This window comes from Pseudomonas sp. BC42, assembly GCF_021560055.1.
In the GTDB taxonomy this organism is placed as follows: domain Bacteria; phylum Pseudomonadota; class Gammaproteobacteria; order Pseudomonadales; family Pseudomonadaceae; genus Aquipseudomonas.
In genome coordinates, this window is record NZ_CP091067.1 from 3,099,090 (window position 1) to 3,122,758 (window position 23,669).

10 protein-coding genes are annotated in these 23,669 nt (G+C 64.0%); 4 read left to right on the forward strand and 6 right to left on the reverse strand.

Translation table 11 applies throughout. From position 1 onward, the window contains the following. Window positions 1–139: 139 nt before the first annotated feature. The 4 genes from gspE (at window position 140) to L1O02_RS14375 (ending at window position 17,088) form a co-directional block, all read left to right on the forward strand. Window positions 140–1,570 (forward strand): type II secretion system ATPase GspE, encoded by a 1,431-nt coding sequence (gene gspE / locus L1O02_RS14360; protein WP_108545408.1) that lies wholly within the window; start codon window positions 140–142, stop codon window positions 1,568–1,570. After that, entirely contained in the window at window positions 1,570–2,781 is a 1,212-nt protein-coding gene (gene gspF / locus L1O02_RS14365) for a type II secretion system inner membrane protein GspF (RefSeq protein ID WP_235760124.1), read from the forward strand. The genes gspE and gspF overlap by 1 nt, the downstream gene beginning before the upstream one ends. A gap of 553 nt (window positions 2,782–3,334) precedes the next feature. Further along, the gene (locus L1O02_RS14370; RefSeq protein ID WP_060839528.1) at window positions 3,335–4,498 is read left to right on the forward strand and encodes a substrate-binding domain-containing protein; all 1,164 of its coding nucleotides are present in this window, start codon (window positions 3,335–3,337) and stop codon (window positions 4,496–4,498) included. A 215-nt stretch (window positions 4,499–4,713) separates the two neighbouring features. Next, on the forward strand, window positions 4,714–17,088 hold the full coding sequence (locus tag L1O02_RS14375; protein WP_235760125.1) for a filamentous haemagglutinin family protein: 12,375 nt from the start codon (window positions 4,714–4,716) through the stop codon (window positions 17,086–17,088). Window positions 17,089–17,216: 128 nt separating this feature from the next. Here the strand turns inward: L1O02_RS14375 and L1O02_RS14380 are convergent, their stop codons facing one another. The 6 genes from L1O02_RS14380 to tssI all read right to left on the reverse strand — a co-directional run bounded on the left by L1O02_RS14380 (window position 17,217) and on the right by tssI (window position 23,515). Next, entirely contained in the window at window positions 17,217–18,128 is a 912-nt protein-coding gene (locus tag L1O02_RS14380) for a tetratricopeptide repeat protein (protein ID WP_108545406.1), read from the reverse strand. Beyond that, entirely contained in the window at window positions 18,109–18,516 is a 408-nt protein-coding gene (locus L1O02_RS14385) for a phospholipase D-like domain-containing protein (protein WP_235760126.1), read from the reverse strand. Before L1O02_RS14385 ends, L1O02_RS14380 begins: the two co-directional genes overlap by 20 nt. Window positions 18,517–18,714: 198 nt before the next feature. Continuing rightward, complete coding sequence (locus L1O02_RS14390; RefSeq protein WP_146189202.1) at window positions 18,715–19,275, reverse strand: hypothetical protein; 561 nt, start codon at window positions 19,273–19,275, stop codon at window positions 18,715–18,717. Further along, the gene (locus tag L1O02_RS14395) at window positions 19,262–20,422 is read right to left on the reverse strand and encodes a hypothetical protein (RefSeq protein WP_235760127.1); all 1,161 of its coding nucleotides are present in this window, start codon (window positions 20,420–20,422) and stop codon (window positions 19,262–19,264) included. Before L1O02_RS14395 ends, L1O02_RS14390 begins: the two co-directional genes overlap by 14 nt. A gap of 59 nt (window positions 20,423–20,481) precedes the next feature. Further along, on the reverse strand, window positions 20,482–21,438 hold the full coding sequence (locus L1O02_RS14400; protein WP_235760128.1) for a M23 family metallopeptidase: 957 nt from the start codon (window positions 21,436–21,438) through the stop codon (window positions 20,482–20,484). Between the two features lie 46 nt (window positions 21,439–21,484). Next, on the reverse strand, window positions 21,485–23,515 hold the full coding sequence (tssI, locus tag L1O02_RS14405; protein WP_235760129.1) for a type VI secretion system tip protein TssI/VgrG: 2,031 nt from the start codon (window positions 23,513–23,515) through the stop codon (window positions 21,485–21,487). Window positions 23,516–23,669: the final 154 nt, after the last annotated feature.

Here is a 23,669-nt window from a genome sequence, read left to right on the forward strand (position 1 = left end):
CGAGTGGAGGGGCAGGAGCCTTTGGTTACTTTGGGCTGGCCGGCATTCCGGGTTTCAAAGTGACTCGCTGTAAGAGCGAAACCGCCAGCCGCCGTGACCGCAGCAACGGATATGTACCCCCAATCAGGAGCCCCAAACAATGCCCCCCCAATCCCCCCAGCTCCCCTACGCCTGGGCCAAATCCCACCGCATTCTCCTGCGCCACAGCGAGGAGGGCGCCACTCTGCTGGTCTGCCCCTCGACCCCCGGCTGGTCCATCGGCGAAGCCCGCCGCCAGTTCGGCCCCGCCCGCCTGGAGCGGATCCGTGACGAGGAACTCGACGGTCTGTTGGCCACGGCCTACGCCGACACCGGCAGCGCCGCGGCGGTGGTCGGCGCCGCGGAGAACGAGGTGGACCTGGACCGCCTGATGCAGGACATGCCGGAAATCACCGACCTGCTGGACACCCAGGACGGCGCGCCGGTGATCCGCATGATCAACGCCTTGCTCACCCAGGCCGCGCGGGACGAGGCCAGCGATATCCATATCGAACCCTTCGAGACGCACTCGGTGGTGCGCTACCGGGTCGATGGCACCCTGCGTGACGTGGTGTCGCCGCGCAAGGCGTTGCACGGCGCGCTGGTGTCGCGGATCAAGATCATGGCCCAGTTGGACATCGCCGAGAAACGCCTGCCCCAGGACGGTCGCATCGCCTTGCGCGTGGCCGGGCGGCCCATCGACATTCGGGTGTCCACGGTGCCCACCGGCCACGGTGAGCGGGTGGTGATGCGCCTGCTGGACAAGCAGGCCGGGCGCCTGCAGCTGGAAACCCTGGGCATGGACCCGGACTTGCTGGCGCGCCTGGATACCCTGATCCACCAGCCCCACGGCATCGTCCTGGTCACCGGGCCCACCGGCAGCGGCAAGACCACCAGCCTCTACGCCGCGCTGGCCCGGCTGGACGCCAGCACCAGCAATATCCTCACCGTCGAGGACCCGGTGGAATACGACCTGCCGGGCATCAGCCAGATCCAGGTCAATGCCAAGATCGACATGACCTTCGCCCTGGCCCTGCGGGCGATCCTGCGCCAGGACCCGGACGTGATCATGATCGGCGAGATCCGTGACCTGGAGACTGCGCAGATCGCGGTCCAGGCCTCGCTTACCGGGCACCTGGTGCTGGCGACCCTGCACACCAATGACGCGGTGTCGGCGGTCAACCGTCTGGTCGACATGGGGGTGGAGCCGTTCCTGCTGGCCTCGTCGATGCTCGGGGTGCTGGCCCAGCGTCTGGTGCGGCGCTTGTGCAACCAGTGCAAGGCGGCGGATCCGGCCAACCCCGGCACCTGGCGCCCGGTGGGCTGCCCGGCCTGCAATCACATCGGCTACAGCGGGCGGACCGGGATCCATGAGCTGTTCTGCATCGACGACGACATTCGCAGCCTGATTCATCAGGGCGCGGATGAGCAGGCCTTGCGCGCCGCCGCGCGCCGGGCCGGGATGCTCAGCATGCGCGAGGACGGTGAGCGCTGGGTACGCAGCGGCGCCACCGCCGCGGAAGAAATCCTACGTGTGACACGGGACGCCTGATGAATCGCTATCGCTACGAAGCCGCCGACGCCCTCGGCAAGATCGAATCCGGGCACCTGGAAGCCGACAGCCAGGGCGCGGCCTTCGCCAGCCTGCGCAGCCGTGGCCTGACCGCCTTGCAGGTGCAACTGGACAGCAACGGCGCCGCCACTGGCACCGGAGGCGTATTCAGCCCCAGGCTCTCGGACAACGACCTGGCCTGGGCCACCCGCCAGCTGGCCAGCCTGCTGGGGGCCAGCCTGCCGCTGGAGGCGGCGCTCAGCGCCACGGTGGAGCAGGCCGAGCGCAAGCACATCGCCCAGGCCCTGAGCGCGGTGCGCGCCGATGTGCGCAGCGGCATGCGCCTGGCCGAGGCCCTGGCGGCGCGACCGCGGGATTTTCCGGAAATCTACCGGGCGCTGATCGCCGCGGGCGAGGAGTCCGGCGATCTGGCCCAGGTCATGGAGCGGCTGGCGGATTACATCGAGGAGCGCAACGGCCTGCGGGGCAAGATCCTCACCGCCTTCATCTACCCCGGGGTGGTGGGGCTGGTGTCCATCGCTATCGTCATCTTCCTGCTCAGCTATGTGGTGCCCCAGGTGGTCAGCGCCTTTTCCCAGGCGCGCCAGGACCTGCCGGGGCTGACCCTGGCCATGCTCAACGCCAGCGACTTCATTCGTGCCTGGGGCCTTGAGTGTTTCGGCGCCATGGCGGCGGGGTTCTGGGGCTGGCGGCTGTACCTGCGCAACCCCCGGGCCCGCTTGAGCTGGCACAGTCGGATTCTGCGTCTGCCACTGTTCGGGCGTTTTGTCCTGGGGTTGAACACCGCGCGTTTTGCCTCGACGCTGGCGATTCTCAGTGGCGCCGGGGTGCCGCTGCTGCGGGCCCTGGACGCGGCGCGCCAGACCCTGTCCAACGACCGTCTGAGCCAGAGCGTCAGCGAGGCCACGGCCAAGGTGCGCGAGGGGGCCAACCTGGCGGCCGCGCTGCGGGTGGAGAAGGTCTTCCCGCCGGTGCTGATCCACCTGATCGCCAGCGGCGAAAAGACCGGCGCCTTGCCGCCGATGCTGGAGCGCGCGGCGCAGACCCTGTCCCGGGACATCGAACGCCGGGCCATGGGCATGACCGCCTTGCTCGAACCGCTGATGATCGTGGTCATGGGCGGCGTGGTGCTGGTGATCGTCATGGCGGTGATGTTGCCGATCATCGAGATCAACCAGCTGGTGACCTGAGCCACACAACCCGATTCGACCTGACCCCGTCCGGCCCGGTCTGGCCCGGTCCGTAGGAGCTGGCTTGCCAGCGAAGGCGTCGGCACCGGCGATGCAGGTCTCGCGGGCCCCTTCGCCGGCAAGCCGGCTCCTACGAGAGGCGTAGCGAAGGTGTGGTCCGAAGCGCAGGGCGGGACAGCCAGAAAATTTCACGCTGCCTACCTCACTCCCGCCCCGGCAATCGGCCAAGCTCGGGTTCCTTGTTCTGTCATGTTCCGGCGCTGTCTGCACCACCTTCGGCGCTTGCAGAGCGATGCCGGCGCCAGCTCGGGCAATCTTGCTGTCACCTTGCCGGCAAAGGCCGGAAAACCCTTGCTGAACACCCGAGAATCTTTTGCAAAAACAGTCGGTTTCTCCCGAGGTTTTTTCCTTTATCTGTCACCGGAAACTGCGAACTTCTCTTCCCATGGCCTCACCCATCAAGCCGTCTGGATCAAGGCTTCTGGCCCGAGTGCCATGGCGTCATGCAAGCGCTATTCACCCAACGTACGAACACGACGAAAGGAGATTCTTCATGTTTAAGCGCAACGTTCTCGCGGCATCCCTGACCCTGGCAGCCCTGTGCTCGGCACAGGCTGCCCTGGCTGATATCAACGGCGGTGGCGCCACCCTGCCACAACCGCTGTACCAGACCGCTGGCGTACTGACCGCCGGCTTCGCTCCCTACATCGGCGTAGGCAGCGGCAATGGCAAGGCTGCCTTCCTGAACAACGATTACACCAAGTTCGTGGCCGGCACTACCGGCAAGAACGTGCATTGGGCCGGTAGCGACTCCAAGCTCAGCAGCACCGAGCTGTCCAACTACGCCGCGGCTCACAACGCTGCCTGGGGCCCGCTGATCCAGGTGCCTTCGGTGGCCACTTCGGTGGCCATTCCGTTCAACAAGGCCGGTGCCACCGCCGTTGACCTTAGCGTCGATCAGCTGTGTGGCGTGTTCTCGGGGCGCTTGTCGAAGTGGGAAGATATCCCGTCTTCCGGCCGTACCGGCCCCCTCACCGTGGTTTACCGTAGCGAAAGCAGCGGCACCACCGAGCTGTTCACCCGCTTCCTCAACGCCAAGTGCGCCGAGACCGGCACCTTCAACGTCACCACCACCTTCGCCTCCAGCTACACCGGCGGTCTGCCTGCCGGTGCTGTGGCCGCGACCGGCAGCCAGGGCGTGATGACCGCGCTGAACGCCGCCGACAGCCGCATCACCTACATGAGCCCGGACTACGCCGCGCCGACCCTGGCCGGCCTGGACGATGCCACCAAGGTCGCCCGCGTCGCCGGTGTCTCGCCGGCTCCCGGCAACGTTTCCGCCGCCATCGGTGGGGTCGCGATCCCAGCCCTGGCGGACCGTGCCAATCCGGACAAGTGGGTTCCGGTCTTTGGCAAGGCCGGCGTTGCGGGCACCGTGCCTTACCCGGACAGCGGCTACCCGATCCTGGGTTTCACCAACCTGATCTTCAGCCAGTGCTACGCCGACGCCACTCAGACCAGCCAAGTGCGTGACTTCTTCGCCCGTCACTACGGCCAGAACACTTCGTCGAACAACGACGACGCCATCCAGGCCAACCGTTTCGTGCCACTGCCGGCGTCCTGGAAGGGCGTGATCCGCACCACCTTCCTGACCGCCTCCAACGGCCTGAGCATCGGCAACAGCAACGTCTGCAACAACATTGGTCGTCCGCAGTAAACCGGCCTTTGGGCTGTCTGCAACACCCGATCAGCAACGGCTCCGGCCGTTGCTGATTTTGTTTTTTGCGGCACTTACACCCCGCAGATGAATTTTCCGTGACATCCGTTCGGTCGCGCCCCGCGCCAACGGCCTATTCCCTGAAGCAGTGACGCGTGCCCTGGGCCATACAAGCGTCGCGCACCCCTGGGCGTCATCACAAAGGATGAGTAGTAATGGTTCGCTGCAAACCACCGGTCAAATCCCCAGCCATGCGCCATGACGGCGAACTGCCGATCCTGCGGCTCAAGCCCCTGGCCCATGCCATCGCCTTGTTGATGATGGCCGGCAGCGCCCATGGCGCCACGGCCTTCAGCTCCGGCTGGTTCGCCGACAAGGGCGCGTCCCAGGCCGCTACGGCCGCGCGCACCGGCGGCCAGGTGCCGGGGATTCCACCGCTGTCGCAGCAGACCCGGGCCAATCAGCAGTTGCAGCGTTCCTTGAGCAACCTCAATTCCACGGTCGCCGCCATCGCCGCCCAGCAGGCGGCCCAGGCCGCCGCGCGTCAGGCGGCGTTTGGCACGGTGAGCCAGATTCCCGATGGCCTCGGCCAGGGCGGGCTGAAGGTCGACAACAGCCTGACCCAGGGCTGGATCAACGCCAAGGGGCCGGTGCAGAGCCAGTCCGGTGGCAAGACCACGGTGACCATCGAGCAGACCGCCGACAAGGCCATCCTCAACTGGGAAACCTTCAACGTCGGGCGCAACACCACGGTCGACTTCCAGCAGCAGTCCAACTGGGCGCTGCTGAACAAGGTCAATGACCCCAACGGTCGGCCCAGCGAGATCCAGGGCCAGATCAAGGGCGCCGGCACGGTGATGATCATGAACCGCAACGGGGTGATCTTCAGCGGCACCAGCCAGGTCAACGTGCGCAACCTGGTGGCCGCCGCGGCCAGCATCAGCGACGAGCAGTTCACCCAGCGCGGGCTCTATGTCGACGCCAACGGCACCCAGCCGACCTTCACCGACGCCCTGGGCAAGGTCCAGGTGCAGCGCGGCGCGCTGATCCAGACCCACCCGGCGGCCAGCTCCACCGAATCCGGTGGCTACGCCTTGCTGCTGGGCGCGGAGGTGGAGAACGCCGGCACCATCGTCACCGCCAAGGGCCAGACCACCCTGGCCGCGGGTGACAGTTTCTACATCCGCCGTGGGGTCGGCACCAGTGGCAACCAGCATTCGACCACCCGCGGCAATGAAGTCGCCACCGCGCTCAAGCCCGGCAGCAGCGCCGGCAACGTCAGCAACAGCGGCCTGATCATGGCGTCGACCGGCGACATCACCCTCACCGGGCACCGGGTGCAGCAGAACGGCGTGGCCCTGGCCAGCACCTCGGTGGACACCCGCGGCACGATTCACTTGCTCAATGCCGCCAGCGACGGCACCGGCAGCGTGACCCTGGGGCAGGGCAGCACCACCGCGATCCTGCTGGACAGCAGTGGCAGCACCGCCCTGGACAGCCAGCGCAACAATGGCCAGATCAACCTCGACGGCACCCCGACCAACCTGATCACCGGCCAGTTCAACAACCTCAGCAGCGTCGCCGACCGCAGCGACCAGTCGCGAGTGGAGATCGTCAGCGGTGGCACCGTGGACTTCCAGAACGGCTCCATCACCCTGGCCACCGGTGGCCAGGTGGCGGTCAGCGCCGGGCAGCGCAGCCTGGTGCGCGACGGCGCGGTGATCGATGTCGCCGGCGCGGTCGGGGTCAAGGTGGCGATGGAGTCCAACACCATCAAGATCAACGTCCAGGGCAACGAGCAGCGCGACTCGGCGGGCAACCGCGACAGCGGCCAGTTGATCAACAACGATGTCTGGGTCGATTTGCGCGAGCTGGTGTTCGTCCCGGCCGGCACCAACGGCTACGCCACCGACCGCTGGTACACCGCCGGTGGCCTGCTGGAAGTGGGCGGCTACCTGGGCACCCAGGGCCACAATATCGGCGAGTGGATGGCCCAGGGCGGCACCCTGACCTTCACCGGCAAGGACGTGGTGACCCAGTCCGGCGCCCAGTTGAACCTCTCCGGTGGCACCGTCGACGTGCAGGCAGGTTACATCCAGCAGACCTGGCTCAAGGGCGTGGACGGGCGCCTGTACGAACTCTCCCGGTCCCCGGGGGACCTGCTCTACACCGGTATCTACAAGGGTTACGTGGACAGCAGCCCGCGCTGGGGCCGCACCGATTACTACTACAACCCGCTGATCGCCCAGCAGCGCCGCTACGAAGCCGGTTATACCGTGGGCCGCGACGCTGGCAAGCTGGTGATCGGCACCGGCAATGCGGTGCTCGAAGGCCAGTTGATCAGTGAGGTGTTGAAGGGCGAGCGCCAGACCCAGGCGCCCAACGTCAAGCTCGACGGCTACCAGCAGTCGCACAAGGCCGCGGCCCAGCGCGCGCAACTGATCATTGGCAACTACACGCCGATCTACAACAAGACCACCGGCACCTTGGGCCATGCCCTGGGGGCCAGCACCGATCAGGTGCTGATCGCCGGCAACCAGCAGAAGATCGCCGACGGCCTGGATCTCGCCACGGCCCTGCCGGCCAATCGCCAGGGCCAGTTGGTGCTCGACAGCGATCAGCTCAACGGTTTCCAGCTGGGGGCGATCAAGGTCGGCGCCAAGCAGCAGATCCAGGTCAACGGCGCGCTGAAGGTGGCCGACGGTGGCGACATCACCCTGTTCGGGCCCCAGGTGCAGCTCAATGCCAACCTGACCGCCCATGGCGGCAGCCTCAACGCCGGCAACGTGCTGAAGCAGGTGGATGTAAACCGCAACTTCGTGGTCGGCGACGTGATCCTCGCGCCCAGCGGCGGCGCCCAGGCCCGGGTCGATGTGGCCGCCGGGGTCAAGCTCGACGTGTCCGGGCGCTGGAGCAACCTGGCCCTGGACCCTGCGGACAACAGCGGCCTGGCCTTTATCAACGGCGGCAAGCTGTCGTTGCGCAGCAGCGGCGACCTCAACCTGGGCAACGGCACCCTGGTGGACGCCAGCTCCGGTGCCAACCTCGGCTACGACGGCAAGGCCACGGGCGGCAAGGGCGGCGACGTGACCCTGGCCGCCGACGGCAAGCTCGACCTGAACGGCGAGCTGCGCGGCTATGGGGTCAACGGCGGCGGCACCCTGGCCTTGCAGGCGCACAAGGTGCTGATCGGTGCCAAGGATGTCGCCGCGCAAGCCGGCACCCTGCAACTGGCCGAGGGCTTCTTCAACAAGGGCTTCGGCGCCTACGACATCACCGGCAACGAAGGCCTGACCGTTGCCGACGGCGCCAAGGTCGAGGTCAACCTGCCGGTCTACCGCATCGGGGCCCAGGCCGGCAGCAGTGCCACCGGCAGCGACCCGGCCACGGTGCTGGAACGCTGGCTGCCGGAGCTGTACCAGCAGGATCCGCTCAAGGGCGTGTTGACCCAGCGCCGTGGCGCCGGGCTGACCCTGAGCGCCGGCAATCAGTACGCCACGGCTGCCCAACTGGCCAGCACCGCGTTGAACGTGGGGCAGGGCGCGGTGATCAGCGTCGACCCGGGGCAGGCGATCAACCTGCGCAGCGTCGGCCAACTGACCATGAACGGCACCCTCAATGCCTGGGGCGGCAGCGTCAGCCTCGGTGGCCTGAGCCTGCCGCCGGCCAGCGCCGAAGCGGCCAATGCCGCCGGTCATGGGCGGTCGATCTGGGTTGGCGAACAGGCGCTGATCGACGTTGCGGCGCGGGCGGTGAGCGCGGTGGACAACCGCGGGCGCCATTACGGCCAGGTGCGCGATGGCGGCAAGATCGCCATCGGCGGCGAGATCGACCTGGCCACCGGCATCGCCAAGGCCAGCGACCTGTTCGTGGTGGTGCGCGAGGGCGCGCGCCTTGAGGCTTCCGGCGCCCAGGCGGCCCTGGACATTCCCGGCCAGGGTCGGGTGCAGGTGGTCAGCAACGGTGGCAGCATCAGCTTCGCCTCCAACAACGGCCTGTACCTGGACGGCAGCTTCGTCGCCCGGGCCGGCGGCGCCGGGGCGGCGGGGGGCAGCTTGTCCCTGGCCCTGGAAAGCCCGTACTACATCAAGAACGCGGTCAACGACCGGGTGCTCAAGGCGCGGGAACTGGTGCTCAGCCAGGTCCACCAGGGCAGCACGTTGCCGGACAGTGCCGAGGCGGCGGCCGCGGGCCTGGAATATGGTCATGGGCGCCTCGGGGTGGATCAGGTCCGCGCCGGCGGTTTCGACAATCTGGCGTTGCTGAGCAACGGCCTGCTGAGCTTTGACGGCGATGTGTCGCTGAACATGGGCCAGAGCCTGCGCCTGTACAGCGGCGCGCTGAACCTGAGCGAGGGCGCCGCGGCCAACTCCCGGGTCAACATGTCGGCGCCGTACCTGCTGCTGGCAGGCATCCTCGCGCCGCCGGAGGCCAAGGACCAGTACCTGCGCCCGGTCTCCACCGGCACGCCGTCGCAACGGGCCACCCAGGCCCGGTTCAATGCCAGCGCCCAGTTGATCGATGTGCGCGGCAACGTGGTGTTCGGCAGCAAGGGCAACCTGATCCAGGCGGACAGCAGCCTGGTCGGTGTCGAGCGTCGGGGCTTCGATGACGTGCAACTGACCAGCCAGGGCGATTTGCGTTTCCTCGCCGGTGCCGGCGCGGACGTCATCGCCAAGGGCATCAGCACCCAGTTGCTGACCCACGGCGACATGACCCTGCGGGCGGCGCAACTGTACCCGGCCACCGAGGTCGGGGCCCGGGTGCTGGCCGGCTACCTCAATGACGCCTCGGGCGTCAGCATCAACTTCGACCCTGCGCGGACCCTGACCATCGGCCGCACCGGCAACGGCCAGAGCGCGGTGCCCTATTCGGCTTTCGGGCGCCTGCAACTGGGCGCCGCCACCATCAAGCAGGGCGGGGTGGTGCGCGCGCCCCTGGGCCTGATCGAGATCGGCAACCAGGGCTCGAGCAAGGTCGAGCTGCTGCCCGGCAGCCTGACCTCGGTCAGCGGCAAGGGCCTGGTGCTGCCCTACGGCGGCACGGTCGACGGGCAAATCTACAAGTACAACGGCAAGACCGTGACCTTCCTCGGCCAGGGCTCCCTGGCGAATGAAAACAGCGACCTGAGCGTCGGGGTGATCCTCGGTGGCAAGTCGGTGCAGGTGCTGCCCGACGCCACCGTGGACCTGTCTGGCGGCGGCGAGCTGCTGGGCGCCGGGTTCGTCTCCGGGCGCGGCGGCTCCACCGATGCCCGCTACAGCCCGCTGGTGCAGATTGGCGCCAACGGCAGCTTTGTCCTCCCGGGCCTGGGCAGCAACCCGATCTACGCCATTGTCCCCGGGGTGCAGCCGGGCTATGCGCCCGTGGCGCCGGAGGGTGGCGCGGTGGACCCGCTGATCGGCCAGCAGATCAGCATCGGCGCCGGGGTGCCCGGGCTGGCGGCGGGCACCTACACCCTGATGCCGTCCACCTATGCACTGATGCCGGGAGCCTTCCGGGTCGAGATCAATGGCCTGGCCGGGCTGGGCAGCGAAGGCGCCACACAGCAGTTGCGCAATGGCTCCTGGTCCACCGCCGGGCGTTTGTCGATCGCCCATACCGGAATCAGCAACAGCGTCGCCAGCCAGTTGATCCTGACCTCGGCCGACACCTTGCGCCGCTATTCGCAATACAACGAAACCGGCTACGCCCAATTTGCCCTGGCCGATGCGGCCAAGCTCGGGGTGCCGCGGCCGATGTTGCCGGTGGATGCCAAGACCCTCAAGCTGGCCCTGCAACCGGGGGCCGGTGCGCAGGCCTTCTCCTTCCAGGGCATCGGCCGCTTCGATGCCGCTGCCGGGGGCTACGGCGGCACCGTGGCGGTGCTGAACATGGGCAACGGCGATATCGAGGTGGTTGCGGCCGGCAAGTCGGCCACCAGCGGTTTCGCCGGCGTGACCCTGGAGGCCGAGAGCCTCAATGCTCTGGGCGCCGCGCACCTGATGCTCGGCGGCATGACCCTGATCAAGTATGGCCAGCCCGGCAACTTCATCACCCTGGCCGAGGGCCTGAATGCCGCCAAGGGCTCGATCACCCTGCGCGAGGGCGCGACCCTGGCCGCCCCTGAAGTGTTCCTGGTGAGCAATACCGGGGCGATCGTCGTGGAGCAGGGCGCCTCGATCAACAGCATCGGCCGGGGCAAGGCCAGCTACGACGCGCGTGACGGTTTCACCTACCAGATGGCCAACGTGCTGGCGGTGTCCAACGGCCTGCTGAATGTGATCAACAAGGGCAAGGCCTCAGGCACCAGCGGCGGCATCAAGCTGGGCAGCTGCGCCAGCCCGCCTTGCAGCGGGCAGACCGCCTTGTACTCCGAAGGCAGCATCGTTGCCTTGAGCGACAGGAACTTCGAGTTGGGTGACCAGCTGAGCTACGGCACCCGGCATCTGAACCTGGGCTTGAACACGATCAATGTCGGCAGCCCCGAAGCCTTGGCGGCCGCGGCGGCCGGCGGCCGGCTGCCCAGCGGCATGACCCTGACCCAGCAAGTGCTCGACCGCCTGCTGCACGGCGACACCCGGTTCGGCGCGCCGGCCCTGGAAACCTTGCAGCTCTCGGCCCGCGACGCGTTCAACTTCTATGGCAGCACCACCCTGGACACCTATGACCCGCTGACCGGCAAGTCGCTGCTGAGCAACCTGATGCTCTCCACCCCGGCGATCTATGGTGCCGGGGAGGCCAGCGACGTGGCGCGCATCCACACCGCCAACCTGATCTGGCAGGGGGGGCAGACGCCCGCCGGGGCGGTGGTGGCCGGAGGCGCCGGAACCGGCAGCGGGCGCCTGGAGGTCAACGCCGAGCGCATCGAGTTCGGCTATGGCGCCTTTGCCCAGCCCAGCTCGACCCAAACCTTCGACCGCCTGGCCCTGGGTTTTGCCAACGTCGACCTGAACGCCAGCCAGCGCATCACCGCCAACCACAAGGGCAGCCTCGCGGTCTACCAGAGCCAGGGCGCCTACGACCCGGTCAAGGGCTTTGCCTACAGCGGCGGCAACCTGAACATCCTCACCCCGCTGATGACCGGCGAGGCCGGCTCGGTGAACCGCATCACCGCCGGCGGCGCCATCGATATCAGCGCCTCGGCCGGGCCCCGTGGCACCGCCAATGGCCAGGGCGCGGAACTGTCCCTGCAGGGCGACAGCATCCGTCTGGCCAGCGCCGTGGTGCTGCCCAGCGGCAAGGTGACCCTGGGGGCTCGCGGGGATGTCAGCCTGACCGACGGCTCGCTGATCGACGTGGCGGGCCGGGCTATTGCCTTCAACGACCTGACCCGCTACGGCGCCGGTGGCGAAGTGCTGCTGGAAAGCCGCGCCGGCAATGTACTGCAGGCGGCCGGCGCGACCATCGATCTCTCGGCCAGCAACAACCAGGCCGGCAAGTTGCGGGCGGTGGCGCTGGACAGTGCTGCCGGGCAGGTGGACCTGGCCGGCAAGCTCCTCGGCGCCAGCAGCGGCTCTTACGATGCCGGCGGCACCCAGGTGCCGTACCTGGGGGGCGCGGTGGAAATCCAGGCGCAGCGCCTGGGCGGCAGCGGCACCCTGGACGAGCAGTTCGCCGCGCTCAACCAGCGCCTGAACCAGGGCCAGGTCTTTGGTGCGCGCAGCTTTCAGCTCAAGCAGGGCGACCTGAGCATCGGCAACGGGGTCAAGGCCAACAGCGTCAATGTCTCGGTGGACCACGGCAGCCTGCGGGTCAATGGCCTGATCGACGCCAGCGGCGAGCGGGTCGGGAGCATCAACCTGGCGGCGAGCAACGGCCTGACCCTGGAGGCCGGCGCGGTGCTCGATGCCCACGGCAGCCGGCTGCGGGTGGACAGCTACGGCAAGATCATCGACTCGCCCAACCGTGCCACGGTGGTGCTCGGCTCCGGCCTGGGCCGGCTGACCCTGGCCGATGGCGCGCGCATCGACCTGCGCCATGGCACCGACGTGGCCGTGGGCAGCGCCGCGGGGCAGAACGACGGCCGCAGCCGCGGCACCCTGGAGCTGAATGCGCCGCGGCTGTTCAAGCCGGACGGCAGCAGCAACGACATCGACATCGACGCCCGTGGCCGGCTGGATATCCGGGGCGCGCGTTCGATCGCGGTCAACGGCATGGTCAGTTATGACGATGCGCCGCAGAAGAACGACGCCGTCAGCGGTCGTCCCTACCAGGAAATCACCCAGGACTATCTGACAAAGAAACATGACTTGAGCACGGCGTTCATCAACGCCGCGCTGCAGAACAGCGACCTGCTGCAGAACAAGCTCGCCGGCCTGAACAACGCGACCTACGCCGATGCCTTGCACCTGCGGCCCGGGGTGGAGATCGTCAGCAAAACCGCGGATGGCGATCTGGTGGTGCAGGGCGATCTCGATCTGTCCGGTTATCGCTACGCCAGTCTCAATCCCCATACCCGCAAGGACGACAATGTCTACGGTTCGGGCGAGGTGGGCAGCCTGACCCTGCGCGCCGGCGGTGACCTGAATATCTACGGCAGCATCAACGACGGCTTTGCGCCACCGCCGCCGACCGACGATGACAACGGTTGGGTGCTGTTGGCCGGTATCGACTACACCGGCGGCGTCCAGGTGGTGCCGGGCACCGGCGTGACCCTGGCCGATGGCAGCCGCTTCCCGGCCGGCTCGATCCTCAATTTCGATCTGCCGATCAAGGCCCAGACCCTGCCGGCGGGCACCCGCCTGCCGGTGGCGGCGACCCTCAATCAGCCATTGGTGTTGCCGGCGGGGACCGTGCTGGCGGCAGCGGTGCGCGACGCTTCGGGCAATGTGCTGTTCGCCGCGGGCACGCTCTTGAGCCAGGGCCAGACCCTGGCTGCCGGCAGCACCCTGGATGCCGGTTACCTGCTGGGCAGCGACGCCAGCGTCGCGTCTCTGACCTGGCCCAAGGGCGTGCCACTGCCCGGGCGCCTGGGCAGCAGGGAGATGGTCACCCTCAGTGGCAACAAGCCGCTGCTGCGTGGCGCGCTGTTGCCCGCGGGCACCGACGTCAAGTTGCCGGGGGGCGCGACCTCGGTACAACTGCGGGCCCAGGACTCCGGCCGCCAGGGCAAGAACTGGGCGGTGGCGCCGATGCTCGCCGAAGGTGCCCAGTCCTGGTCGATACGCCTGGTGGCGGGGGCCGACACCGAGGCCGCCGACAGCCGCCTGCTGCAGCCCAAGCCCTTGAGCGGCCACCTGCGTCTGGCCGACAGCCACTACGGGATGTTCGGCCAGGGCACCCTGGTCTGGACCGAGGAGGGCTCCCTGGGATGGTTCGGCGACGACAGCCGGGTGGGCCAGCCGATCGATTTCGACGAAGCCTATCCCGGCATCTGCGAGGACTACCTGGGGTACTGCGCCTCGGGGGGCGATGAGTACACCCTGTTGGCGGGGGGCAGCACCCGCTTCAGCGTGATCCGTACCGGGGCGGCGGACCTCGACCTGCTGGCCGCGGGCAACCTGAGCATGGAGTCGCTGTTTGGTGTCTACACCGCGGGCAGTTCTTCCACCGGCACCGCGGCCAACGACCCTTACAACCGCCCACGGGCCCTGGGCAGCAACGACAAGGTGCTGGGCAACATCGCCGGAGGCAACGAGAAGCTGGTCAATGGCGGTCCCGACAGCCTGTACCGTGCCTGGTACCCGGACGGTGGCGGCAACCTGTTGCTGAAGGTGGGGGGCAACCTGACCGGCAACATCACCAGCCTGGCGACGAGCAACCAGCAGCGCCCGGTCAACAGCGACCTGGGGCAGGATTCGGCCAACGTCGGCAACTGGTTGTGGCGCCAGGGCAACGGCGTGAGCGGCAGCCAGGCGCAAGCCACCGCCTGGTGGATCAACTTCGGCTCCTACGCCCCCAACATGAACCAGGGCGCCGCCGACCAGCTGTTGGGGTTCACCGGGTTCGGCACCCTGGGCGGCGGCAACCTGAATGTCGAGGTCGGGGGCGACGGCGGGATCCTCCGGCCGCTGGCGGCGGACTCCATGGCGCAAAACATCAGCCCCCGCAGCCAGGGGCTGGTGCTGGCGGTAGGCAGCACCGGGCGGGTGGCGGCCGATGGCAGCCTGCAACTGACCGGGGGCGGCGATCTCAACCTGCGGGTCGGTGGGGTGCTCAATCCGGGCAGCCAGATCACCCAGGGCCATCTTAATGGCGCCCTGGTGGATGTGCGCGGCCATGCCCAACTGAGCGGCGGCGCCCTGGGCGCCCTGACCCTGCGTTATGGCAACCAGCGGGTGGATCAGAGCCCGAGCGAGGTCCGCGCCTACGAGCCACTTCGCGCCACCTCGGCCATCGCCACCGGGGGCTTGAGCCTGTTGCCGGGAGACGCCACCTTCAGCCTGGCCACCCGCGGCGACCTGGTGCTACAGGATGTGGCCGACCCGGGGCGTGCTCCGCAGATGAATGCCCAAGCCTTCAAGAGCGGGGCGGTCAACGGCATCGGGCAAAGCTGGTTCAGCCTGTGGAGCGAACGCACGGCGGTGGACCTGTTCTCCGCCGGGGGCAACCTCACGCCGCTGACCCAGACCACGGAAACCGATATGGCGGCGGTCTATCCCGCGACATTGCGCGCTGTCGCCGCCAGCGGCAGCCTGTATTACGGCCGGGCCTCGGTCATGGACGCGGGCAACCTGGGGCCTCTCAGGGCTCTGGTGCTGGCGCCTTCGAACCTGGGGCAGTTGCAACTGCTGGCGGGCAATTCGATCTACGGTGGCGACCTCAGCATCAGCCGCTCCAGCGCGGCGCCGGACAGCCTGGCGACGATCTGGAAGCCGGCATTCGTCGGCTTCCTCAACGGCGTCGAGGTCTTGGGCAGTGGCAACCTGTCCAGCGACGGCAGCCGGGTCAAGATCGGCGTTTCGCCGTTGTTCGCCTTTGGCCCCGACAGCGCCAGCCTGCAGTGGCGCAACCCCCAGGAGCCGGCGCGCTTCTATGCATTGAGCGGAGACCTGCTGGGGGTCAACAGCGGGCGCAGACTGACCATCACCACCATGGAAGATCCGCGTAACGGGCAGACCTACCATGCCGGCGCAGGCCCGGTGTGGATGATGGCCGGGCGCGATATCGTCAGCAGCGGCACGCCACTGGGCGGTGCCACGGGCGGCGAGAAGGAGTTCGGCGGCTACAGCTTTGCCGGCAACCTGTTCGTGCACGACAACCCCAACGATATCTCGGTGGTCAGTGCCGGCCGCGACATCCTCTACAGCAGCTTCAACGTCGCCGGCCCCGGTACCCTGGAGCTGACGGCGGGGCGCAACATCCTGATGGAGGACAAGGTCAGCGTCACCAGCCTCGGCGCCGTGGCGCCGGGGGACAGCCGACCCGGGGCGAGCATCGTGATGCAGGCCGGGTTCGGCGCCAACGGCCCGGACTTCCGCCGTTTCGTCGCGGCCTACCTGGAGCCGGCCAATCTGGCCCAGCCCGGCGAGAGCCTGTCGGCTGGCAAGGTGGCCAAGACCTATGACAGCGAACTGTTGGGCTGGCTGGGCGCGCGCTTCGGTTTCGTCGGCGACAGCGCCCAGGCCCGGGCCTATTACGCGGCGCTGCCGGCCGAGCAGCAGCGGGTGTTCGCCCGCGAGGTGTATTTCGCCGAGCTCAAGGCCGCCGGCCGCGAGTACAACCAGGAAGGCGGTGTGCGCCAGGGCAGCTACGCCCGGGGTCGGGCGGCGATTGCCGCGCTATTCCCGAGCAGCGACGTGGCCGGCAACCCCATCACCTACAAGGGTGACATCACCCTGTTCGGCGGTGCCGGGGTGCACACCAACTTTGGCGGCAATATCCAGATGCTGACCCCGGGCGGCAACCAGACCTTCGGCATCGAAGGCACCGCGCCACCGGCGTCGGCGGGGGTCATCACCCAGGGCGCGGGGGACATCCAGCTGTACTCCCTGGGCAGCATCCTCCTGGGCCAGAGCCGGATCATGACCACCTTCGGCGGCTCGATCATGGGCTGGTCGGCGGCCGGCGACATCAACGCCGGCCGGGGTTCCAAGACCACCGTGGTCTACACCCCGCCCAAACGGGTCTATGACAACTGGGGCAATGTCGGCCTGTCGCCGTCGGTGCCCAGCACCGGGGCGGGGATCGCTACCCTCAACCCGATTCCCGAGGTGCCGGCCGGCGACATCGACCTGATCGCGCCCCTGGGCACCATCGACGCCGGCGAGGCGGGGATTCGCGTGTCGGGCAACGTCAACATCGCCGCGCTGCGTGTGGTCAACGCGGCGAACATCCAGACCCAGGGCAAGTCCTCCGGAGTGCCGGTGAGCGCCACCGTCAACACCGGCGCCATGACCTCGGCCAGCGCCGCCGGCTCCGCCGCGTCCCAGGCCGCGGAAGATGCCGCCCGCAACCAGCAGGCGGCGGCCAAGCAGGGCCGGGCCTCGATCGTCACCGTGGAAGTGCTGGGCTTTGGCTCCGAGCCGGTGCAACGCCAGCGCGAAGAAGCCAGCCGCGGCCCGGGCTACAACCCCGACAGCCCGGTGCAGGTCCTGGGCGCTGGCCCCTTGAGCGACCAGGCCCGGGCGCGCCTGACCGATGAGGAGCGTGGGCAACTGACACTGTAGGAATTTCTCGTGGTAGCACGCTTGGGGGGCGATCGCTGATCGCCCCCTTTTTTTGGGCTGATGGGAAGGGGTTGTGGTGATGGTTGGCGGGGAGGGAAGAGCAGGGGGCGGCGTTCATGACGGTTTGCTTATAGTTCCGGCCTGCGGTCCGGGTGTTCTGCGTCGAAGCCTTGGGTCGGGTGTGGGGGGAGAGGGTGGTCTTTCATGAGGTTGGGGAAGAGTAGTCTGGGGTCTTCATCAAGTTGTTTGGATAAGCTTGAATAAAGCGCACAGAGCTTTTCGTCTGGTTTGTATCCAAAGTTATGGATGGGCCTGGGGATTGGTTTGAATACTCCTATCAGATAGTTGAATCCGATTGAGTTTCCTAAAGACGCTGCGCGTTGATAATAGAAAAGTGAGCGTGGCTTATTGTTCTTGGCCGTGTCGTAGAAACTTGCGGTTTTTAAGATTGCATCTGAGTCTTCCTGAGCACCTGCGCACCGATAGTAACGTTCGGCCATGTCGTCATCTTGTTTGTGTCTCGGCAGCGCATAAGCAAAATATTGACCTATTTGAACTTGTGCTAATGGGCTGCCTAATTGTGCCGCTTGAAAAAGATATGAAGCAGCCATTCGCTCAGGCTTTAACACTCCTTTTCCACGCTCGGTAATAACGGACCAGTTATAGTAACCCAGTGGCACTTTAAGCTTAACCATGCGCTCATAGAGATCGAGCATCTTGCCGGTGTCTTGTTCAACGCCAGGCCTTCCGGGCCAACCCGTACGATAAAGGCCGGCCAAGTTGTGCATGGCTTTCCAATGATCCTTGGCAATGGCTTGCTCATAAAGCCCCACTATTTTTTTCCAATCCTTAACCCCGCGCGTTTTTTCTAGAGTGCGCGCTTGTTGAAACCAAGACTCAGCCTGTGGATCCAGTGGCGGGTTGTTATCTAGTTCATAGGCGCAGGTAAAAATTGGGTATGCCACGGCAACTGCTCCGTTCAATAGAAGTAAGACAATACAGGCGCAAAAGCCTATGACTTTAATCAACTGCTTTGGCATAAGGTGTCTCCACATCCCAAAAACGTGTTAGATGAGCCATCAAAGGTTCATTTTTGTTTTTACTTTCCCAGTTTTTATCCATGACATGATTCCATTCTTTAAAATTTCTCGCCGAGTCACACCGTCCATTGCCACCACTAAACGATCTACCCACATGCAACTTCCACAACTCCTCCCGCCAAGTCTTCGCCAACTCCGCATCCGGCGCGGCCAGTCCCAGTTCAGAGTCGGTGTGCATACTGCGGGTATTGATATTGGCGGAGCTGAGCAGGCTGAACACGTCGTCCACCACCAGCAGTTTCGAGTGTACGTAGATGTCCCGGAAATACGCCTGTTCGCCTTCGGCCAGGGTGCTGCCGGGTTCGGGGCTGCAGGCGGTGATTACCACTTTAAGTCGGGTATATGTGTGAGGCTGTAGTATTTGCCCTCTTCGCCATCGCGCGCGAGATCACTTTGGATCGATTTAGTTGTACGCATTGCAGAAGCCGGCATGTATTTTCCAGACTTTTCTAGCCAATTAGAAGTAGCAAACTTTGTGCTGCTTGTTCACATAAACCGCTGATAGGGTGCGGGTAAGAGGATCACTTTAGTGGCCTACCGATCCCAGGATATCCTTTAGATTTAATATGTCGTCCTCATATAAAAAACTGCACTGTGAAACGGCTGTAAATACGTCGCTTGAATTATTTATGAAAGTGCTACAAACCACATCTGCCCCTTCCGTCCCATCTGATTTTCCGTATGTGAAATTTTTTATATCCAATAACTTCCATCCTTCTTTAACCAGCTTTACTCTTACGGCTTTGGATACTTCTGTAACACGAAGTATTGCACTAGGGTAAGGAAGCTTTATCAAGTTGTTATAAGGCTGATGTGTTCCTTTGCCGAGCACCCGCAGGACCTCGTTAAATGCTTTTCCCATGACAATAAATGTCGGCAAGTTTTCCAGGTTTGTGTCATAGGTCGGTTGGTCCCTGGGAGCTAGTTTGAGTATGGTTACACCACCCTCCTGAAAGCAGCCGAAAACTTCAAGCTTGGTTTTCGGCATGTTGGGTAAGCATTGCTGTTCGTTAGAGAAAGCCTGCAACGAACAAAAAGCAGAACAAAACAGTGCCAGCAACCTAAGAGAAAACTTATGCCTCATCATTTAATACACTCCAGATGGCTTCGAACGCCTGTCGCCTCTCATTGTTATGGCTGGGTATACCATTTGGATTTCCTCTGTTAATTATTGCCCCCACAACTCTAGAGGCTGTTTGGGTTGAACCTTCATCTGCACGCCTATTGATTTTCTCCCTGGCCCAATAAAATCCAGATGCATCGCAAGCATTATAATCATCTGTAGCAAGCAGGTTAGGATTTGGATCTATTGTAAAATTTCGAGCTCTATACTGTTCATAATTTTTATAGTTTCGTCGCCCAGTAATTTGTAGAAAACCTCGACCGTGAAATCGATCGCCATCTCCTACCATCCCTCCGGCCAGTGCGTTGGCAACGCCGTTATCCATGCCAGCCGCCTTTACTGCTATCTGATTTGGGCGACTCGCCATATAGTTTTCGCGAGTAATTGTTGGTCTAGGGTTAGGGCCCGGATTGGGCAGTTCAATCGGGCGACGCCCCGTTGGCAAGTTCCGCTCTCTAGCGATTGCTGTATCGTAATCTTCACCTGCTTCAGTTGGCGTGATGACCTCATACATTGTTCGAAAGTACCGTGGCCCACCAATTTCCTGCCTGTACTCCCACCACCCAGTTTCTATGCCTACTTGTGCGAGAAAATGAGATATTCGAATGCTTGAGGTGTTGATTATGTATTTAGAGAGCATTTTATTCATTGGCACTCTCAACTCTTCTGCCCTTTGCCTCCCAAGCTCAGGAGCCTTTACCAAAGCTCTTATTAACTCATTGCTACTGAGCCATCCACACTTTCTAAAAACCCGAACAAACTCCTTCGGTGGAAAATGCCAGTGCTCTGAATTAATATCTTTCAGATCCATATCTTCCCAAAAGGCCAACGCCTCATAGTGCAACTTCAATTTTTCTTGAGCCTGTGCGGAAATAATAGGCTCATTACCTTCACTCAACCAGTTGTACCTGTTGAAAAAGTTGGCTCTTTCCCATTCGCTGGGAAATTTACAAATCAGTCGTTTAAGTTTTTTCTGGTTTTCAGGTGTGTTGATCATCGCACTATGGGCAGTACGCTGTTGTGGCGTCACTGGAATCTCGGAAATACCCAGTAATTCCATAACCTGTTCAGACTGGCAACGACCATCGCCATCGGTGTCATCGTCAATCAATTTCCAACCCTGCCAATGGGGAAAGTCGGCGTCGCTATAGACAGTAACGGTAGGACTTTTCAGGTTGACCCAGCGACGCCTGCCGGATGGGCGCCGCTCGCCGGATAGGCTACTTGTCGCCAGTGCGCCGCATCATGGGGCTGTAGTAGATCTGGACCCAATATCCGGCCAAATCGCAATAACTCATAACCCGCACTCGGTGAGCGGGGATACAGCGTTTTGGCAGTCGTATAGAGGTTGTATTCGTAATCTTGCGTTTCCTGCCATTCTCCCAGTCGAGTGCCGGATTCATTGAAAGTGGTTAATGTGCACTGTCCTTGTTCATATTTCATGGAAACAAAATACGCATCGATATGCCGGTGAACAATGGCCGATTCATTAGTTGCGCTTGTTGGGTTGGTCGGCCGGGCGGCATAGAACAGTATTTCTGGAGGAATGTAGAAGTGAACATCGCCCCAACAACTATCGGTTCGCCCATTCCTGGTGGTGGTCAGGCGCCCGGTACTCCTGCCTAGAAAATGGCCAAGTTGCTCCTGAGAGCAGATGACTTCAAAGTGAATTTTATGGGGAGCACCATAAATCCTGCCCGCCGTACCTAATTCGTCCTTCCGGTAAATAGGCATATCAATTGCGATATCGACGGATTTAATAGCGGATAAGTGCATGTAGATTGAATAAAAAACAACCTTGCCGTGGGCGCCTTCGCCTATATCCGTTTCGTGTTTCAGAATCAGGCAGCCGTCATCGGTCCAGCCATTTCGATAATTCAAAGGATGGCTGGTATCCGTGTTGGTTGCCGTAGGCTGACGAACATAAGCCACGGCTCCATCGGCGATGGCGCGAACGGGCAGGTGAGTGTTCCCTTCCCTCGGTGCCGTGAGATGGATACCACCGTGCCAGATCATGTTCTGACCGAGAGGAAAGGCTCCTTCAGTACTGTTCATCGCCCGATTGATAAAGTCCTCATCGCTTTCGTTTGGGGCGGCTAACGGGAGAAAAGGCGGGCTGATCAACATAGTCGGACTCCATATCCATCAATCTGCATGTCCATGAAATCGAGGGTTACAGCGAGAACGGATAATCTTCTTCAGGTTTGGTTTTCTGCTTGGGATTCACCAAGGCCTTCTCCATCAAGCTCCCGGCCTTATCCTTGTCCGCCACACCGGGTAGCATCGGCGGCTCAATACCGACGCCGCTGCCTTGCCCCGCAGCGCCCCCCGCATTCACCTTGAGCAACGCCCCACTCACGCTGACGCCGCTGGCGTCGAGCTTGATAAAGCTGCCCCCGGCTTGCACCGTCAGTTCACTGGCCGCTTCGATCACCATCTTCTGGCCCGCTTGCAGATGAATCTCACGTCCGGCCTGGAGCAGTTGTGCGGTGCCCAGCTGGATGTGCTGGTCGTGCGCCACGTTCAGGTGGTCGTCGGCGCGGATTTCGGTTTTGCGTTCGCCGTGGATGGTGCGGTGTTCCTCGGCCTTGAGTTCGCTGTAGCTGTTGCCTTCAACTGTGTCGTGACGCTCGTGGCCGACGCGAATTTTCTGGTCGTGCTGGATGTTTTCATCCCAGTCGCGCTGGGCGTGGACGAAGATCTGTTCGGCGCCTTTTCTGTCTTCGAGGCGCACTTCGTTGAAACCGCCGCCGCCCGGCGAACTCAGGGTCTTGAAGGTGCTGCGGGTCTTGTTGATCGGCAGTGCGTAAGGCGTTGGATGTTCCTGGTGGTACAGGCAACCGCTGATCAGCGGCTGGTCGGGGTCGCCTTCGAGAAAGTCCACCAGCACTTCCATGCCGACGCGCGGGATGGCGAGGGCACCGTAGCGGTCGCCGGCCCAGCTGGAGGCGACCCGCAGCCAGCAACTGGTCTGGTCGTCGCCCTGGCCTTCGCGGTCCCAGTGGAACTGCACCTTGACCCGGCCGTATGGATCGGTGTGGATTTCCTCTCCTGCCGGGCCTGTAACCACTGCGGTCTGACTGCCCAGGACCCGGGGTTTGGGGTGCTCCAGCGGCGGGCGAAAGAACACATCCCAGGGGGTGGCGAGGAAGCGGTTGCGGTAACCCTGCTGGAAGCCGTCTGCGGTCTCGGTGTCGCTGGTGATCGATTCCTCCAGCACCTGGGGCTGCTTGCCTTCGTGAGTCACCCGGGTCAGCAGCCACAGGTCGTTCCACTCGCCACGCGGGTGATCAGTCAGCTCAAGAAAATGCCCGCTGACCAGTCGCGGCTCATCGCCCCAGCCTTCGGCCTGGCGGTAGTCGGCGCGGTGGCGTTCCAGGGCGCGCTGGCTGAGGAACTTGCCGCGCTGGCGATCGGTGAAGCGCCCGGGGTAGTCGTAGTCCTCCAGGTCCGGTTCCTGGGTCTTGGCGTCGGGCTTGTAGGCAGCCTCCATTTGCAGGCGCGGCTTTTCGAAGTCGTAGTCGCGCCGGGTGATGCGGTTGGTACGGGTTTCCAGGCGCACGTTGAAGCCCTTGATCACCGGCTCGTCCGCCACCAGCCCGCTGCCCTGCACGTAGGCGGTGGGTCGGCCGAGCTTGCGGAACACGCTCTGGTTGTCGCTGAACACCAGCAAATGCGCCTCGCGGCTGTGCTGGAAGTGGTAGTGCAGGCCTTCTTCTTCGCACAGGCGCTGGATGAAGTGCAGGTCGCTCTCGTCGTACTGCACGCAGTAGTTGCGCTCGGGGCAGGGCTGCTGGATCTGGAACTGGTAGGCATCGCCGAGAATGCCGTGCTCTTCAAGGATCTGGGCGATGATCTGCGGCGCCGAGAGCTGCTGGAAAATCCGCTGGTTGCTGCGATGGCGCAGGTAATCCAGGTGCGGCAGCAGCGACAGGCTGTAGCGGCTCAGGCGCTTGCCAGCGTCGCCCTGGGCGATGCGCTGGATCAGCCCATGGATGCCATGGCCCTGGGGATCGAAGGCGAGAAAGGCCGGTTGGTGCAGCAGGGGTTCGAGGTCGATGAAGGGTCGTTCGCTGACCAGTTGCAGGTCAAAGCGAAACGGTTGGCTGATGGCTTCGGTGCCCTGGAACGAGAGCACCTGGAAGTCGTGCTGGATGCCTTGGATGTCCAGGCTGAAGTGGGTCTGGTCGGCCGGGCTGAACATGGGTCGCTCCTTGACGTATTGCGGCTGATTCCATTGGCCGAAGCGCCGCTGATCAACGAGAAGATTGTCGATCAGCGGCGGACAGCTGAAAAACAGCGGACAACTTAACAAGGAGCGGGCGGCCACCGTCATCGGACTTATCTGAACGTTTTGG

What these genes read in the sequence shown, in the direction of transcription:
- L1O02_RS14370 (WP_060839528.1), top strand. Translation starts at nt 3,335, where the DNA reads ATGTTTAAGCGCAACGTTCTCGCGGCATCCCTGACCCTGGCAGCCCTG.
- tssI (WP_235760129.1), bottom strand. Translation starts at nt 23,515, where the DNA reads ATGTTCAGCCCGGCCGACCAGACCCACTTCAGCCTGGACATCCAAGGC.
- L1O02_RS14380 (WP_108545406.1), bottom strand. Translation starts at nt 18,128, where the DNA reads ATGCCAAAGCAGTTGATTAAAGTCATAGGCTTTTGCGCCTGTATTGTC.
- L1O02_RS14375 (WP_235760125.1), top strand. Translation starts at nt 4,714, where the DNA reads ATGGTTCGCTGCAAACCACCGGTCAAATCCCCAGCCATGCGCCATGAC.
- L1O02_RS14390 (WP_146189202.1), bottom strand. Translation starts at nt 19,275, where the DNA reads ATGATGAGGCATAAGTTTTCTCTTAGGTTGCTGGCACTGTTTTGTTCT.
- gspE (WP_108545408.1), top strand. Translation starts at nt 140, where the DNA reads ATGCCCCCCCAATCCCCCCAGCTCCCCTACGCCTGGGCCAAATCCCAC.
- gspF (WP_235760124.1), top strand. Translation starts at nt 1,570, where the DNA reads ATGAATCGCTATCGCTACGAAGCCGCCGACGCCCTCGGCAAGATCGAA.
- L1O02_RS14400 (WP_235760128.1), bottom strand. Translation starts at nt 21,438, where the DNA reads ATGTTGATCAGCCCGCCTTTTCTCCCGTTAGCCGCCCCAAACGAAAGC.